This is a genomic window from Pseudotabrizicola alkalilacus (assembly GCF_003443995.1).
Classification (GTDB): Bacteria; Pseudomonadota; Alphaproteobacteria; order Rhodobacterales; family Rhodobacteraceae; genus Pseudotabrizicola; species Pseudotabrizicola alkalilacus.
This window is the reverse complement of record NZ_QWEY01000012.1, coordinates 62,690-79,059: the sequence shown is the minus strand read 5'-3', so window position 1 is coordinate 79,059 and position 16,370 is coordinate 62,690. Positions and strand designations below refer to the sequence as shown.

The window sequence follows — 16,370 nt, the reverse complement described above, 5'->3', positions numbered from 1 at the left end:
GTCAATACCTCTTGTCCCCTTTTACGCTTCATAATCCGACTGTTTCAATCAGTTATTGTCTCTGCGACACCCTGTCTCACTGAAAGACGGCGGATGGGTTGTCGAGACTGTCCGAGCCTTCGAAATCAATCTCTGTCAGCCCCAGCGTCGTGACCGCCCGCTCAATCGACGCGGTTTGCGTCACCAACGCATCAACCGCACCCATGATCAGCGCCTCGCCCTCTTTGTTGCCAGCTTCAAGCATCTGGTCATAGGCGAAACCGGATTCGGCAGCTTGCTTGATTGCCATCAAAGCCGCAACCGAGGCGTCGAGTTCGGCCTTGAGCTGGGTATCGACTGCCGCATCCTGTGCCGCCACCAGATCGGACAGTGACGGGCCGGTCAGTTCGGTGCCGTCCAGCCGGGTGTAACTGCCAAGGTAGACGTTGCGGATGCCCAGACCGTCGTAATAGTGGCTGTTGTGGGTGTTGTCGGAAAAGCAGTCATGCTCTTCTTCGGGGTCGTTCAGCATCAGGCCCAGCTTCATCCGCTCGCCCGCCTGCTCGCCATAGGACAGGCTGCCCATGCCGGTCAGCATCGCCAGAAGACCGGCCTGCGGATCGGCGGTCACGGTTGCCCGCCCCTCTCCGCCCTCAGCCCAGGCGGCGGCCATGAATTCCAGGTCCGAGATCAGCAGATCGGTCGCGGCCTTCAGATACGCAACGCGGCGGTCACAATTGCCGCCGGTGCAGGCATCGCCCTGCACGAAATCGGTATAGGGGCGGTCGCCTGCGCCGGGGCCGGTGCCGTTCAGATCCTGCCCCCAGAGCAGGAATTCGATCGCGTGATAGCCCGAGGCGACATTGGCCTCGATCCCGTCTGCCTCGTGCAGGGTTTCTGAAATCAGCGCTGGCGTGATCGCGGTCGCGTCGATCTCGGTGCCCGAGAGGGTGAATTTCGGCGTCGCGATGATGTTGAGCACGGCGAGGCTGTTTTCCTCATTCTGCGCTGAACCGGCATCAACATAGTCGATCAGGCCCTCATCCAGCGGCCAGGCGTTCACCTTGCCCTCCCAGTCATCGACAATCGCATTGCCAAAGCGGAACACTTCGGTCTGCTGATAGGGCACGCGGGCGTCGATCCAGGCGGATCGCGCGGCGGCCAGAGTCTCGGGCGAGGGTGCGGCGATCAGCGCATCGACGGCGGCGCGCAGGCTTTGGGCGGCTGTCAGGCTGTCGGCATATTTGGCAGCGGCCAGATCGGCATAATGCGTCACAACGGCGGATGGGTCGGCGGCAAGCGCAGAGGTTGCTGTGAACGAGGTGGCAAGGGCGGTGCCCAGCGCTGTGGCCGCAAGAATATGTTTCATCTGTAAATCCTTTGATCAGGGCTGCCCCGTCGACGCGGCGGGCTGATGCAGAGGATATACCTGACTAAAACACTTCCCGTAAAGTTTATAATTTGAGTAAACTTTTAGTCCACACCCCCTCAGGATGCCTGCAACACGGCCAGATGGCGGGCAAAACCGGGCGTGGCCATCAAGGCCCGGCAGCGGGCAAAGCGGCCATCTGCATAGGCCTGAAAATCATCGGCGGGGTTGTGATTGGCCAGCTGAATCAGGCCCCAGAGGGTCCACAACAGATCACACATCGCCTTGTAGATCACCATTCGCGCCTGGTCCTGTGGTGGGGCGGGGCCATTGAAATAGGCGGCCAGCAGGGCCTCATCCTGGCCTTCGTCAAAACCCGCCTCGACCGACAGATCGCCCAGATCCCACATCGGATCGTTCATGCCGGCGTATTCCCAATCGACGATCCACATCCGCGACCCGGTATCCAGAAAGTTCTCGCACAAGGGGTCGCAATGGCAGGGCGCCAGCGGCACCGGGGTGCGGGCAAGGGCTGCGCGCACCGCCTCGGCCTCGCGCACCACGGCATGGTAGCCGTCTGGCAGGGCCACATCCTTCCCCGACAGCAGGCGCAGATAGTCGTCGATCATGGCAAACAGCTCGAACCGGGTGGCAAAGACCTGTCCCGACTGGTGCAACTGCCGCAAGGCCAGCGCAGCACGGGCGGGGGCGCCGGGGCGGGCACGAAAGGCGTTGGGCGTCATCGTGACCGTATCTGCGACATAGCGAGTGACCATGAGGCCGCTGGCCGGATCGTTATACAGCACGGCAGGGCTGACCCCGGCCTGCGCTGCCGCCTCGGCCGCCACGGCTTCGGCGGTGCGGTCGATGTAATCTGCCGTGCCCTCCCCCGGCACCCGCAGGATCGCCTCGCCCAAGCGGTACACCCGGTTGGTCAGCCCGCCCAGCCGCTGCGCCGGGCCGCTCCATCCGGCCAGCATCGGGATTTCCGCGATCAAGCCTGCGATGTCATCCGGCATCCTGTTCCCCCGTTGCCTTGCCCTGCGGTCTGGACCAAGCTAGCCGCCGGAAGACAGGAGAGTCCACCATGAGCACGGGTCATCACGACGGCCATCTGGGCAAGGTCTACGAGGCGCAAGCCCCGGAACAGGTGGCCGCGGCCTATGACGCATGGGCGGCCAGCTATGATGCCGAGATGGCGGCGGCAGGCTATCGCCACCCGTCGATCGGCTGCGCCCTGCTCGCCCGCCAAGCCCCTCGCGGCGCGGGGCCGGTGCTGGATGCCGGGTGCGGGACCGGGCTGTTGGGCGACTGGCTGGGTATTCTGGGCTTTGCCCCGGTCGAAGGGCTGGATCTGTCGACGGGGATGCTCGCCGTCGCCCGCGCCAAGGGCAGCTATGCCCGGCTGCATCAGCTGGCGCTGGGTCAGCCGCTGCCCTTTGCCGATGGGGCGTTTGCGGCGGTGATCTCGACCGGCGTGTTCACCACCGGCCATGTCGGGGCCGAGGCGCTGCCGGAGCTGATCCGCATCACCCGCAGCGGCGGGCCGCTGGTGCTGACCGTGAAAACGACGCTGTGGGAGGATGGGTTTGCCACAGCCCTGCACAGCATGGCGGGGGTGCGCGTGGTGGAGACCACAGCGCCTTACGTCTCGATGCCCGGCGAGGCGGGCACCATTCCGTCACTGGCCGTTGTGATCCGCCGCTGCTAGCTGCACCCGCGTCTCAGAGCGGGCGAGGGCCGCTGCCACATCCGGCGGCGGGGCGGAGTCGGTGACGATCTCATCCACCAGATCAAAGCCCGAGACGCGGATAAAGCCGCGCCGTCCGAATTTCGTGGCATCGGTCACCACCACCCGCCGCGCGCCACAGGCCAGCACGGCGCGGGCAAATTCCGCCTCTTGCAGGTCGAAATCCATCACGCCGCTGGCATCGACAGCACCCGCCGAGATGATCGCGTGCTGAACCGCAAAGTCGCGGATGAACTCCAGCGCCGAGGCGCCCAGCGACGCCCCGGAATCGCCCCGCAACTCGCCGCCTGCCATGAACACCCTGTTGCCGTTGACCGTGGCCAGCGTGCGGGCGATGTCGGATGAATTGGTCACCACCGTCAGGCGGCGATGGCCCAACAGTTCGCGTGCGAGAAAGCTGGTGGTGGTGCCGGTGTCCAGCATCAGCGAGTCACCATCGGCAATCTGCGCCGCCATCGCCCGCGCGATGGCCTGCTTTGGTCCGGCATTTTCGCGCATGCGGCGGTGAAACGGCGCCTCGCCCATCTGGCCCGCCAGACCGACTGCGCCATGCACCCGCACCACCGCCCCGGCATCGGCCAGCGCCCGCACGTCACGCCGCAGGGTCTCGGCGGACACCTCCAGCGTGTCGGCAAGGGCGGTCACCGAAAGCGGGCCGCGATCCTCCAGCAACTTGAGAATCGCGCCGTGTCGTGGGGTCAGCATAGGGCGATGTCCTGTCGAGGCGTGTAAAGATACCAAGTATCTTGCCCGCTTCTTTGCCACAAGACAAACAAACGGTCATCGAAACCACATATTTCCCAAGTTTTCGTTGACAGCTGCCTATGTGACGCGCGGTAATCGGGAGACGATCAGAAGGCGCAGGCCCGCTTTCGCGCCCCAAGCGCCCGGAACCAGACCCACAGGCCGCGCCCGACGCGGCCCCGTTCCACACCAGGGAGTGACCGATGCGCCTGACCTTCAGCCTTGCCGCCATGCTCTGCGCCACCACCGCCATGGCGCAGGATTCAACCGACCCGATCAAATTGACCCTGCACGACTGGACCGGCCAGCTGATCACCACCCAGCTGATGGGCGAGGTGCTGCGCAAGGGTGGCTACAACGTCGAATATGTGCAGGCCGACTATCTGGCCCAGTTTGCCGGGCTGGAAACCGGCGATCTGCATGTGGCGATGGAAATCTGGGAAACCACCGGGCGCGAGGCGATGGATGCCGCCACGGCCACCGGCGGCGTCGAGGTGCTGGGCCCGACCGGGATGCAGGCGAAGGAGGAGTGGTGGTATCCGATCTATATGAAGGAAAAGTGCCCCGGCCTGCCGGACTGGAATGCCCTGAAAGACCCCGCCTGTGCAGAGGCGTTTTCGACCCCGGAAACTGCCCCCAAAGGCCGCTATCTGGGCGGGCCGGTGACATGGGGTGGCTTTGACGAAGAGCGGATCGAGGCGCTGGACCTGCCGTTCGAGGTGATCCACGCCGGCACCGATGCCGCGCTGTTTGCCGAGCTGGAGTCGGCTTATCAGCGGCAGGCTCCGGTCTTGTTGTGGATCTACGCCCCGCACTGGGCTCCGGCCAAGTATGAGGGGGAATGGGTGGAATTTCCAACCTATGACGCCGCCTGCTATACGGACCCGGCCTGGGGCGGCAACCCCGACGCGGCCTATGACTGCGGCAAGCCGTTTGGCGATATCTGGAAAGTCGGCTGGTCGGGGGTCAAGGACAAATGGCCGGGCGCGCACAAGGCGATTTCCGCCTTTTCCATCGACAACGACCAGATGGGCGCGATGATCACCGAGGTTGATCTGAACGGCAAGACGGTTGAGGCCGTGGTCGCCGACTGGATCACCGCCAATGAGCCGACGTGGAGCGGTTGGATCGCCAAGTAGCCTTGCCCCCATGTCAACCGGCCCCGATACCCTGATCTGTCGCAATGTCTGGAAGGTGTTTGGCGCGCGTGCCGCCGACCACCTGACAGCGGCACGCAACGACCCGGAGCGGCTGGCCGCACTCGGGCTGATACCTGCGGTGCGGGCGGTTGATCTGTCGGTGCGGCGGGGCGAGATCTTTGTGATCATGGGGCTGTCGGGGTCTGGCAAATCGACGCTGGTACGCTGCCTGTCGCGGCTGATCGAGCCGACGGCGGGCGAGATCCTGTTCAACGGCCAGAACCTGCTGACCGCGACCGAGGCCGAGATGACCCGGATCCGGCGGCACAAGATGGGGATGGTGTTTCAGCATTTCGCGCTGCTGCCGCATATGACCGTGCTCGACAACGTGGCGTTTCCGCTGGAGGTGCAGGGGATGGCCCAATCCGCGCGGGAGGCGCGGGCGCTGGAGATGATCACGCTGGTCGGGCTGACCGGACGCGAGGCGTCTTATCCCCGGCAGCTGTCGGGCGGCCAGCAGCAGCGCGTGGGCATTGCGCGGTCGCTCGCGGCAGAGCCGGAACTGTGGTTTCTGGACGAGCCGTTTTCGGCGCTGGACCCGCTGATCCGGCGCGAGTTGCAGGGCGAGTTCATGCGGCTGCAGTCGCGGCTGCACAAAACCATTGTCTTCATCACCCATGACTTTGACGAAGCGATCCGGCTGGCCGACCGCATCGCCATCATGAAGGATGGCGCGGTGGTGCAGATCGGCACGCCCGAAGATCTGGTGCTGAATCCGGCCACCGATTACGTGCGCGAATTCACCCGCGCGGTGCCAAAGGCCAAGGTGGTGCGGCTGGCCTCGCTGATGACCCCCGGCCCGGTGCCGGGCGACATGCCACGCCTGCCCGCCCGAGCCACCGTGGCGGATGCCGGGCCGTCGTTTCTGTCGGGCGCGGCACAGGTGGGCGTGACCGAAGACGGTCGCGCCATCGGCACAGTGCGACGGGAGGATGTCATCCGCCTGTTGCTGGGGGGTGAGGCATGACGGCATTGGCGTTGCCCCATGGCTACCCGTTGAGCGGCCGGGCGGTTTGGGCTGTGGCCCTGGCCCTGACGCTGGCGTTGTGGGTCTGGGGGCAGGCGTTGTTGCCAATGGCCTTTGACTATCCGAAGGCCTGGCAGATCCCTGCTGCGCGCTGGATCGGGGCGGCGATCACCTGGCTGGTGAAGGATGCCAGCCTTGGCCCTGTCGCGTTTTCCGATCTGACGCGGGCCATCGCGGCCTTGGTCGATCAGCCGTATCAGCTGGCGCTTGGGCTGCTGGCGAACGGGGTACAGCAACAGACCGGCGGCGTGATGGTGCAGCATGTGCCGCCGGTGTCTTGGGTGGCGGTCATCGGCATGGTGGCTGTGCTGGGGCATTGGGCCGGGGGCCTGCGGCTGGCGCTGCTGATGGCGGCCTGCTTTGGCTTTATCGCGGTGTTTGGCCAGTGGCACAGCGCCATGGTCACGCTGGCTTCGATCCTCGTGGCGGTGCCCTTGGGGGTTGCGGGGGGGCTGGTGTTCGGCATTCTGGCGTGGCGGCATCCGTGGTTCGAACGTGCTTTGCGCCCGTTGCTGGACCTGATGCAGACCATGCCGGTGTTTGCCTATCTGGTGCCGATCCTGATCCTGTTCGGCTTTGGCCCGACGGCGGCGGTGATTGCCACGCTGATCTATGCCACACCGCCGATGACCCGGATCACCACGCTGGCGCTGTCGCGGGTGCCGGACGAGGCGCATGATCTGGCCCGCATGGTGGGCTGCACCCCGCGTCAGACCCTGTGGCGGGTGCTGATCCCCTCGGCGCGCGAGCCGTTGATGGTGGGGGTCAATCAGGTGATCATGCTGTCGCTGAACATGGTGATCATCGCCTCGATGATCGGCGCGGGGGGGCTGGGGTTTGATGTGCTGAACGCCTTGCGCCGGCTCGATTTCGGCGCGGGACTGGAGGCGGGACTGGCGATCGTGGCGCTGGCCATTGCGCTGGACCGCTTCAGTCAGGCGGTGGCGCATCGTGGCACGGCTCCGGCGGTGCCGGGCGGGGTGATCCGGCGGCATCCGTATCTGGCGGCGGCGCTGGCGATGATTGCAGCAGGCTTTGTCTTCGGCCTGCTGATCCCGGCGGTGCAGACCTATCCCGATGCCGCCCGGCTTTCGACCAGCCCGTTCTGGGCGTCGGCGGTGCAATGGATCAACGTGACCTTTTTCGACACGCTGGAGGCGGTAAAGACGTTCTTCCTCGTCTGGCTGTTGGTGCCGGTGAAACGGTTCATGCTGGGGCTGCCCTGGCTGGCGGTGGTGCTGCTGCTGGGCGTCGCGGGCTGGCGCTTGGGCGGGTGGCGGCTGGCGCTGCTGACGGCGGGCCTGTCGTTCCTGATTGCCGCGACCGGGCAGTGGGAAAAGGCGATGATCACGGTCTATCTCTGCGGCATCTCGACCCTGATTGCCATGGCCATCGGGGTGCCGGTCGGCATCGCCGTGGCCATGCGCGACCGGCTGTGGGCGGTGACGCGCGCTGTGATCGACACCGCGCAGACGCTGCCGAGTTTTGTGTATCTGATGCCGATTGTCATGTTGTTCCGGGTCGGCGATTTCACCGCGATGATCGCGGTGGTCGCCTATGCCATCGCGCCCGCCATTCGCTACACCGTTCTGGGCCTGCAATCGGTGGACCCCCGTCTGATCGAGGCGGGGCGCGCCATGGGCTGCACGCCGTGGCAGATCCTGACCCGCATCCGCCTGCGGTTGGCGCTGCCCGAGATCTTGCTGGGGCTGAACCAGACCATCATGTTCGCGCTGTCGATGCTGGTGATCACCGCTTTGGTCGGCACACGTGATCTGGGGCAGGATGTCTATATCGCGCTGACCAAGGCCAACCCCGGCAACGGGTTGGTGGCGGGGCTGGCGATTGCCTTTATCGCCATCATTGCCGACCGGCTGCTGTCTGCGGCGGCCCGCAATGCCCGCGCCCGGTTGGGGCTGGGGGGACAGGCATGACCGCACCCTCACAGATCACCGCATTGCCCTGCTGGTCCGGCACGCCTTCGGCGGTGCTTCTGGAGGGGGGATTGTCGAATGAAAGCTGGCTTGTGACCGATGCGACGGGCCAGCATGTTGCCCGCTTTGGCCGCGACTTTCCGTTTCATCATGTGGACCGTGCGCGCGAAGTGGCGACCGCGCGCGCCGCCCATGCCGCAGGCTTTGGCCCGGCGGTGGAATATGCCGCGCCCGGTGTCAGCGTGGTGCAGTTCATCCCCTCGCGGACATGGGCGGCGGATGATGTGCGCGCCGCCCCCGACCGGATCGGCATGCTGCTGCGCCGGTTTCATGATGGCATGGCGCGGCACATCCACGGCACGCCCTATATCTTCTGGCCGTTCCATGTGATCCGCGATTATGCCCGGACGATTGCAGCGGGGGGCAGTCCGTTTGCGCCGGAACTGCCGCGGTTTCTGACGCTGTCTGACCGGCTGGAGGCAGCACAGATCGCACTGCCGATCATCTTTGGCCACCATGACCTGTTGCCCGCCAATATTCTGGAGGACGGCACGCGCCTTTGGCTGATCGACTATGAATATGCGGGATTTGGCACAGCGATGTTTGACCTTGCCGGGGTGTCGTCGAATGCGGGCATGACCCCTGACGAAACCGCCACCCTGCTGCACAGTTATCTGGGTCATACCCCCGATGCCGGTTTTCAGCGCGCCTTTGCCGCCATGCAATGCGCCAGCCTTTTGCGTGAGGCGATGTGGGCCATGGTGTCGGATATTCACCTTGCTGCCCACGGCTCAGATTACCGCGATTACGCGCGCGAAAACCTGAGCCGCCTTGATGCAGCACTCGACCAGTTCATCCAGACACACGGGACGCTTTGACATGACCCTTCCTGCGCAGGCCCAGATCATCGTTATCGGTGGCGGCATCATCGGCTGTTCCACCGCCTATCATCTGGCGCGCGACCACAAGGCCGATGTGCTGCTGCTGGAACAGGGCAAGATCACTTCCGGCTCGACCTGGCATGCAGCGGGTCTGGTCGGGCAGCTCAGGTCTTCGGCCAGCATTACAAAGGTGCTGAAATACTCGGTGGATCTCTATAAGGGCCTGGCGGCGGAAACCGGGCTGGATACCGGCTGGAAGATGACCGGCTGTCTGCGGCTGGCCACTACCCCCGACCGCTGGACCGAGTATCGCCGCCTTGCCACCACGGCAGGCAGCTTCGGGATGGAGATGCACCTGATCTCGCCCGAAGAGGTGAAGCGGATGTGGCCGCTGATGGAGACATCCGACCTGATCGGCGCCAGCTGGTTGCCGACCGACGGGCAGGCCAGCCCGTCGGACATCACCCAGAGCCTTGCCAAAGGCGCGCGGATGCATGGCGCGCGGATTGTCGAAGGCGTGACGGTGACCGGCTTTACCATGGACCGGGGCCGCATCACCCATGTGGAGACGGATCGGGGCGTGATCGCCTGTGATACCGTGGTGAACTGCGGCGGCATGTGGGCACGGCAGATCGGGGCGATGGCGGGGGTGGCTGTGCCGCTGCACCCGGTCAAGCATCAGTATATCATCACTGAACGGATTGACGGGCTGTCACCCGATGCGCCCACGCTGCGCGACCCTGACCGCCGCACCTATTTCAAGGAAGAGGTCGGCGGGCTGGTGATGGGCGGCTATGAGCCGAATCCGCAGGGCTGGGTCACCGGGGACATTCCGCCGAACTGGGAATTCCGGCTGTTTGACGATGATTTCGAGCATTTCGGCCAGCATCTGGAACAGGCGATGGCCCGCATTCCGGCGCTGGAGACCACCGGGGTCAAGCAGATGATCAACGGCGCGGAGAGCTTTACGCCGGATGGGAATTTCATCCTTGGCGCAGCACCCGAATGCCCGAACATGTTTGTTGGTGCAGGTTTTAATGCCTTTGGCATTGCGTCGGGCGGCGGGGCCGGTTGGGTTTTGGCGGAATGGGTGATGCGGGGCGAGGCACCGCTGGACCTGTGGGCCGTTGATATCCGGCGCTTTTCCGCAATGCACCGCGACCGCGACTGGGTGGCAACGCGCACGCTGGAGGCTTATGGCAAGCATTACACCGTAGCTTTCCCGCATGAGGAATACGACTCCGGCCGCCCGCTGATCGTGTCGCCGCTGTATGACCGGCTAAAGGTGCGGCGCGCCGTGTTCGGCTCGAAACTCGGGTGGGAGCGGCCGAACTGGTTCGCGCCAGTGGAGATGGAGGCGAAAGACGTCTACTCGATGGGGCGGCAGAACTGGTTCGGCCCGGTGGGGGAGGAGCATGCCCATGTGCGCACCCATGCCGGGCTGTTCGACCAGTCCAGCTTTGCCAAGTACGAACTGTCCGGCCCCAAGGCCGCTGAGGCGCTGGAAGCGATCTGCGCCAACCGGGTGGCGCGGGATGTGGGGCGGCTGACCTATACGCAACTCCTGAACACACGCGGCGGGATCGAGGCCGATCTGACCGTGGCGCGGCTGGCGGAAGATATGTTCTATATCGTCACCGGCACCGGCTTTCGCACCCATGATTTCGCCTGGATCGCCGACCACCTGCCCGCCGAGGGGCTCAGCTTTGCCGATGTGACCGAAGATTGGGGCACCCTGTCGCTGATGGGGCCGCGCGCACGGGACATTCTGGCGCGCGTAACGGCGGAGGATGTGAGCAACGCCGCGTTCCCCTTTGGCCATGCGCGCGAGATCAGCATCGCCGGGGCACAGGTGCGGGCGCTGCGGGTGACCTATGTGGGCGAGCTGGGGTGGGAGCTGCACATTCCGCTGGCCCGGATGGGCGCGGTGTTTGATGCGCTGATGGCGGCGGACCCGGGCCTGCGCCCGGTGGGATACCGCGCGCTGGAATCGCTGCGGCTGGAGAAAGGCTATCGCGCCTGGTCGTCTGACATCACCCCCAACGACACCCCGTTCGAAGCGGGTCTGGGTTGGGCGGTGAAAATGAAGGGCAATGCGCCGTTCCTTGGCCGCGCCGCACTGGAGGCTGTCGCCGGGCAGCCGCTGAAAAAGCGGCTGGTGGGGTTCACCGTGGCGGACCCTGACGCGGTGCTGGTCGGGCGCGAGACCATTCTGCGTGACGGGGTGGCGGTCGGCTATCTGACCTCGGGCGGTTATGGCTATACCATCGGCCAGAGCATCGGGTATGGCTATGTCCGCCATGCAGAGGGCGTGGCCGATGCCTGGCTGAACGCGGGGCGCTATGCGCTGGTGGTCGCGGGCGAGGCGCTGCCCGCCACGCTGAGCCTGCGGCCGCTTTATGACCCGGAGGGGGTGCGCATCCGCGCCTGATAGTTCTGATCCGGGTTGTTCTGGTCCGGCGGTGCCTTGGCCACGACGGCACACAGGTCATCGAACACGCCGGGCGCTGTGGCCAGAACCAGATCGCCTTCCGGATCAATGCCGATGGGCAGCGCGCGGCCCCCCGCCTCGGTGATCATCAGCGCACCGGCCAGACAATCCCACGGGTTCATGTGCGGCTCGTAATAGCCACCTAAGCGCCCCGCCGCGACTGACGCCAGCATCAGCCCGCCCGAACCGTTGCGGTAAAAGATGCCGCCCGCCTGCATCAGCCCGGAAATCACGCCCGAGACATGATCCGGGTCGGTGCGATGGCTGGCGCCGATGGCGACAAGGCTGTTGGTGATCCGGTGTGCCGGGTCGCAGCGCATGGGGGTGTCGTTCAGCCATGCGCCCTGCCCCCTGATCGCCGTAAACACCTCGCCCGACAGCGGATGCGCGGTGACGGCGGCCACGGTTTCATCGCCTTGCACCAATGCGATGATCACGCACCAATGCGGCAGCCCGGCCAGAAACGGCGAGGTGCCGTCAATCGGGTCGATCACCCACAGGAAACCGCTGTCACCCGTCTGCGCGCCGCCCTCTTCGCCCAGAATGGCATCCTGCGGGAACGCGGCCAGAATCCCGGCGCGGATCAGGTCTTCAACCTCACGATCCGCGCGGCTGACAATGTCCTGCGGGCTGGCCTTGGCCTCGATCACCAGTCGGTCGCGGTTCTGGAAATGGCTCAGCGCCAGCGCCCCGCCCTCGGTGGCAAGCTGGCGAGCAAGGTCAAAGCGGCTTTGGATCGCATCGGTCATGGTCTGTCCTCAGGCGACGCGGGAAACGTCGGTATGGGTGATGTGCAGCGACACGTCCTGCCCGGCGGCAAGACGCGGTTCGAAAATCGGGCGCGAGACCAGCATTTCACCGACCTGCGCCGCCACCATATACTCCATCCGGCTGCCCAGATAGGTGGCTGTCACCACCCGGTCTGGGCCACCGGGGGCCAGCGTGATCCGCTCGGGGCGGATCGAAAGGGTGGCAGGGCCGTCAGGGCCGGTGACCGGCAGCGACAGGCCGGGCGCGGTGAAATAGCCCTGCGCCACCTCACCCCGGATCAGGTTCGCGTCACCGATGAAATCGGCGATGAACGGGGTAGAGGGGCGTTCATACAGATCGGCGGGGGTGCCAACCTGGGCGATGCGACCCCGGTCCATCACCACAATCCGATCCGACACCGCCAGCGCCTCTTCCTGATCATGGGTCACATACACCGCCGTCAGGCCAAAGCGGCGCTGCAGGCTGCGGATTTCCTCGCGCACCTTGCGGCGCAGCTTGGCATCGACATTCGACAGCGGCTCGTCAAACAGGATCACATCGGGTTGCTGCACGATGGCGCGGGCCACGGCCACGCGCTGCTGCTGGCCGCCCGAGAGTTCGGCGGGCAGACGCTGATGCAACCCGCCAAGCCCAACCTGATCCAGAATTTCGCGTGCCTTTTCCTGTGCCTGCGCCTTGGCCGTGCCGCGGATCACCGGCCCGTAAGCCACATTGTCAAGGACAGACATATGCGGGAACAGCGCATAAGACTGGAACACCATGCCGACATTGCGGGCCGAGGCCGGGTCACGGCTGACATCGCGCCCGGCGATGAACACCTGCCCTTCGCTGGGCAGTTCCAGCCCGGCGATCAGGCGCAAGGATGTGGTCTTGCCACAGCCTGACGGGCCGAGGAAGGTGACCAGCTCGCCCTTGGCGATGGAAAGATCGATCCCGGCGACGGCGGTGGCGTCGCCGTAGCGCTTGACCACGCTGCGGAATTCGATGGCTGTCTCGGTCATATATCCCTCATTCCGCCGGTTGCGCGGGGTTGGCAACCGCTGTCCGCCGCCCCAGCCGTCGCGTGCCGACGGCCCAGTTCATTGCCGCGACACAAGCCACCATCACCAGCATCAGCACCGATGAATAGGCAATCGCCAGCGCATATTCGCCATTCTCGACCCGGCCCATGATATAGGCCGTGGCCATGTTGTGCCGGGCCGAGACCAGAAAGATCACCGCCGAAACCGCCGTCATCGCCGTCACGAACGAATAGATCAGCGCGGTAAAAATCGCGGGCCGGATCAGCGGCAGCACCACATCGCGCAGCACCCGGCCCCCGCCCGCGCCCATGGTCTGGCTGGCCTCTTCCATGCTGCGGTCGATCTGTGCCAGTGCGGCAATGCCCGCGCGCATGCCCACCGGCAGATTGCGGAACACAAAGCAGATCACCAGAATCGCCATCGTGCCGGTCATGTCGATTGGCGGCACGTTGAAAGCGGCGATGTAGCTGACGCCGACCACCGTGCCCGGAATCGCGAAAGACAGCAGCGTGCCGAATTCAAACGCGCGCTTGCCGGTGAAATCCTGCCGCGCGATCAGCCATGCGGTTAGAATGCCGATGCCCATGGTCAGCGGGGCCGACAGCGCCGAGACCCAGAGCGTGGTGATCATGCTGTTCCACGCAGAGCCGAACAGCTGCACGCCGCGTTCACTGATCTCAAAGGAAAATGCGGTCCACAGGTGGCCAAAGGTCGGGGCCATTTCCAGCCGGGCGATGTCTTTGACGAAGCCGCCGATCAGGACAATGGCATAGATGCCGACGGTGAAGACCACGAAAGGCACCACCGCCGCCACCGCCGCCCATTTGATCAGCGGCGGCACCGGGGCGACCAGCCCGGCATCAGACTTGCCGGTGACCGTCACATAGCTGGCGCGGCCCAGCCAGCGCGTCTGCACCCAGAACGCCGCGACGGTCAGCGTCAGCAGCAGCACTGACAGCGTGGCCGCCTGTCCCAGGTCATATTGCGCCCCGACGACGGCGAAGAAAATCTTGGTGGACAGCACATCATAGCTGCCGCCCAGCACGATCGGGTTGCCGAAATCGGCCAGGCTTTCAATAAAGGCGAGCAGGAACGCCGCCGCCAGTGCGGGCCGCAGCAGCGGCCATGTCACGGTGCGGAAGGTGGTGACAGGCTTTGCGCCCAGCGTGGTCGATGCCTCTTCCAGCGTGGGGTTGATTGCCTCCAGCGCCGACAGCAGCACCAGAAAGGTTACTGGGGCAAAAGCCAGAACCTGCGCCAGCAGAATGCCGGGCAGGCCGTAGACCCAACGGGTGGGGCGCACCCCGAACCAGTCAGCCACCTCGACCGTGACCACGCCGGTCCGGCCGAACAGAACGATGATGGCAACGCCGACAACAAAGGGCGGCGTGATGATCGGCAGGATGGAAATCGCCCGCAAAAGACGCTTCATGCGGAAATCGGTGCGGGCGACCAGCAAGGCAAGTGCCAGGCCCAACGCCGTGGCAAAAACCGCCGACAGAACGCCCAGCACCACGCTGTTGATCACCACGCCGCAGCGCCCGGCGCCGGTCAGGCAACCGACAGACCACAGGTCAGAGGCGGTGATACGGGTCACGAACGGCAAAAGCGAGAGTGTGCCATCAGGGGCGACAAACGCCGCCGACATCAGTTTCAGAATGGGGAAAAAGACAAAAAGCGACAGCGCCGCCACGATGCCGATGATCGAGAACGCGGCAAACCGCTCGCCCCGGCAAAAGCCGCGCGCGGCCAGAACCTCGGCCAGTGCGCCGACCAGAGCAATGCCTGCGATCCACGCCCCCCAGCCAAAGCCGGGCTGCCCGGCAAGCGCGGTGGGGAACAAGACGCCGATGCCAGGCAGGGCTGGCCCGCGCAGGCCGATGCCAAAGCCCTGCAGCAGCAGCCAGATCAGACCGGCCCCGACCAGTGCCGCCCCGGCGGGGTGTATCCGCCAGTCGCGCGACAGCACCGACAGACCCGACAGACCCAGCGCCACCGCCACCAGCGGCAGCAGCCAGACCCGGCCCGCCACGCCCTCGGCCAGCGCCGAGTCAAGCAGTGCCCCGCCCTTGAACCAGGGCAGGGCCAGAATTGCGGTCAACAAAAGGCCGGACCAAACGAGGCCAATCCGGCCTTTCACTGCACGCATCACTTCGGCAGCGCGCCGATTTCAGCATCCCAGCGTGCAAGCAACGCTGCACGGACCTCGGACGAGCCGTATTTGGCGAAATCATAGTCGATCAGCTTGATATCGGCCAGTTTCGGGGCCTCAGGCGGGGTGGCGGCAGACCCGTTCGACGGCACCTGAAAGCTTTTCGCAGTGGCGCCGATTTCCTGTGCCGATGCCGAAAGCGCCCAGTCATACCAGATCTTTGCCGCCTCGGGGTTCGGGCCGCCCTTGATCAGCGACATCGAGCCGACCTCATAGCCGGTGCCTTCACACGGGGCCACGGTCACAATCGGCGCGCCCGTGGTGGCCTGGGTGACCGCATCATGCATGAAGACGATGCCGACAGCGCTTTCGCCGGTCGCCGCCGCCCGGATCGGGGCAGAGCCGGATTTGGTGTACTGGTTGATATTCGCATGCAGTTTGGCCAGATAGGCAAACGCCTCATCCTCGCCCATCAGCTGAACCATCGTGGCCAGCATGGTATAGGAGGTGCCCGAGGAGTTCGGGTTTGCAACCTGAATGTCATCGGCAAAGCGCGCGTCCAGCAGGTCATTCCAGCAGGCAGGCGGGTTTTCGGTGACCATGGTGGAGTTGTAGCCAAACCCCAGCGCCCCGGCATAAATGCCCACGGTCTTGTAGCCCGAGGTTTCGGCCTGTGCGACAGCCCATGGCTGCAGCTCTGACAGCATGGCCGAGCGGTATTCTTCGGTCAGCCCCTCTTGGGCGGCCTGCAGATGCGGGTCGCCGGTGCCGCCCCACCACACGTCACCGCGCGGCTGACCTTCTTCGGCCTTGATCTGGGCAAAGGTCTCGCCCGACGATTTGCGGGTCATCAGCACGTTGATGCCGGTTTCGCGGACAAAGGCTTCGGACTGCGCGCGGCACCATTCCTCATCCACCGAGCAATAGAGCACCAGCTCCTTGTCCTGAGCAAAAGCGCCCATGGGCAGCAGCGCAAGTGCCGTGGCCCCGATCAGCGTAAAACGTCTGGTCATGTGGTCAGTCTCCCGTTGGGCCATGCTGTTGCATGGCG

Annotated in this window: 13 protein-coding genes; 6 read left to right on the top strand and 7 right to left on the bottom strand. The window is 65.1% G+C overall.

Annotation, left to right across the window (positions count from 1 at the left end; genetic code table 11):
* Nucleotides 1-76: 76 nt before the first annotated feature.
* Both D1012_RS18345 and D1012_RS18340 read right to left on the bottom strand, forming a co-directional pair.
* Nucleotides 77-1,348: an imelysin family protein gene (locus D1012_RS18345; RefSeq protein WP_118155586.1), complete on the bottom strand. Its 1,272-nt coding sequence runs from the start codon at nucleotides 1,346-1,348 to the stop codon at nucleotides 77-79.
* A gap of 119 nt (nucleotides 1,349-1,467) precedes the next feature.
* Entirely contained in the window at nucleotides 1,468-2,367 is a 900-nt protein-coding gene (locus D1012_RS18340) for a phosphotransferase family protein (protein ID WP_118155585.1), read from the bottom strand.
* 68 nt (nucleotides 2,368-2,435) lie between these two features.
* Between D1012_RS18340 and D1012_RS18335 the strand changes: the two genes are divergently transcribed.
* Complete coding sequence (locus D1012_RS18335; protein WP_118155584.1) at nucleotides 2,436-3,059, top strand: class I SAM-dependent DNA methyltransferase; 624 nt, start codon at nucleotides 2,436-2,438, stop codon at nucleotides 3,057-3,059.
* Here the strand turns inward: D1012_RS18335 and D1012_RS18330 are convergent.
* Nucleotides 3,030-3,803 (bottom strand): DeoR/GlpR family DNA-binding transcription regulator, encoded by a 774-nt coding sequence (locus D1012_RS18330; protein ID WP_118155583.1) that lies wholly within the window; start codon nucleotides 3,801-3,803, stop codon nucleotides 3,030-3,032. The genes D1012_RS18335 and D1012_RS18330 overlap by 30 nt on opposite strands.
* A 242-nt stretch (nucleotides 3,804-4,045) precedes the next feature.
* Here D1012_RS18330 and D1012_RS18325 point away from each other — a divergent pair, with 242 nt between their 5' ends.
* From D1012_RS18325 to D1012_RS18305, 5 genes are read left to right on the top strand one after another with little or no spacing between them, the layout of a single operon-like run.
* A complete protein-coding gene (locus tag D1012_RS18325) occupies nucleotides 4,046-4,981 on the top strand; it encodes an ABC transporter substrate-binding protein (protein WP_118155582.1) in 936 nt (311 codons plus the stop codon).
* A gap of 10 nt (nucleotides 4,982-4,991) precedes the next feature.
* Nucleotides 4,992-6,008, top strand: coding sequence for a quaternary amine ABC transporter ATP-binding protein (locus tag D1012_RS18320; RefSeq protein WP_118155581.1), 1,017 nt, complete (start codon nucleotides 4,992-4,994; stop codon nucleotides 6,006-6,008).
* Complete coding sequence (locus D1012_RS18315) at nucleotides 6,005-8,002, top strand: ABC transporter permease (protein ID WP_233517176.1); 1,998 nt, start codon at nucleotides 6,005-6,007, stop codon at nucleotides 8,000-8,002. The genes D1012_RS18320 and D1012_RS18315 overlap by 4 nt, the downstream gene beginning before the upstream one ends.
* Nucleotides 7,999-8,880 (top strand): phosphotransferase family protein, encoded by an 882-nt coding sequence (locus D1012_RS18310; RefSeq protein WP_118155580.1) that lies wholly within the window; start codon nucleotides 7,999-8,001, stop codon nucleotides 8,878-8,880. The genes D1012_RS18315 and D1012_RS18310 overlap by 4 nt, the downstream gene beginning before the upstream one ends.
* A 1-nt stretch (nucleotide 8,881) precedes the next feature.
* Complete coding sequence (locus D1012_RS18305) at nucleotides 8,882-11,314, top strand: GcvT family protein (RefSeq protein WP_118155579.1); 2,433 nt, start codon at nucleotides 8,882-8,884, stop codon at nucleotides 11,312-11,314.
* Here D1012_RS18305 and D1012_RS18300 read toward each other — a convergent pair.
* The 4 genes from D1012_RS18300 to D1012_RS18285 are packed head-to-tail and all read right to left on the bottom strand — an operon-like array spanning nucleotide 11,281 to nucleotide 16,332.
* Nucleotides 11,281-12,123: an inositol monophosphatase family protein gene (locus tag D1012_RS18300; RefSeq protein ID WP_118155578.1), complete on the bottom strand. Its 843-nt coding sequence runs from the start codon at nucleotides 12,121-12,123 to the stop codon at nucleotides 11,281-11,283. The two genes, D1012_RS18305 and D1012_RS18300, sit on opposite strands and share 34 nt — an antisense overlap.
* 9 nt (nucleotides 12,124-12,132) lie before the next feature.
* Nucleotides 12,133-13,146 carry an ABC transporter ATP-binding protein gene (locus tag D1012_RS18295; protein ID WP_118155577.1) on the bottom strand — a complete coding sequence of 338 codons (1,014 nt, stop codon included), beginning with the start codon at nucleotides 13,144-13,146 and terminating at the stop codon, nucleotides 12,133-12,135.
* A 7-nt stretch (nucleotides 13,147-13,153) separates the two neighbouring features.
* Complete coding sequence (locus D1012_RS18290; RefSeq protein WP_199489560.1) at nucleotides 13,154-15,316, bottom strand: ABC transporter permease; 2,163 nt, start codon at nucleotides 15,314-15,316, stop codon at nucleotides 13,154-13,156.
* The gene (locus D1012_RS18285) at nucleotides 15,316-16,332 is read right to left on the bottom strand and encodes an ABC transporter substrate-binding protein (protein WP_199489559.1); all 1,017 of its coding nucleotides are present in this window, start codon (nucleotides 16,330-16,332) and stop codon (nucleotides 15,316-15,318) included. Before D1012_RS18285 ends, D1012_RS18290 begins: the two co-directional genes overlap by 1 nt.
* Between the last annotated feature and the right edge of the window lie 38 nt (nucleotides 16,333-16,370).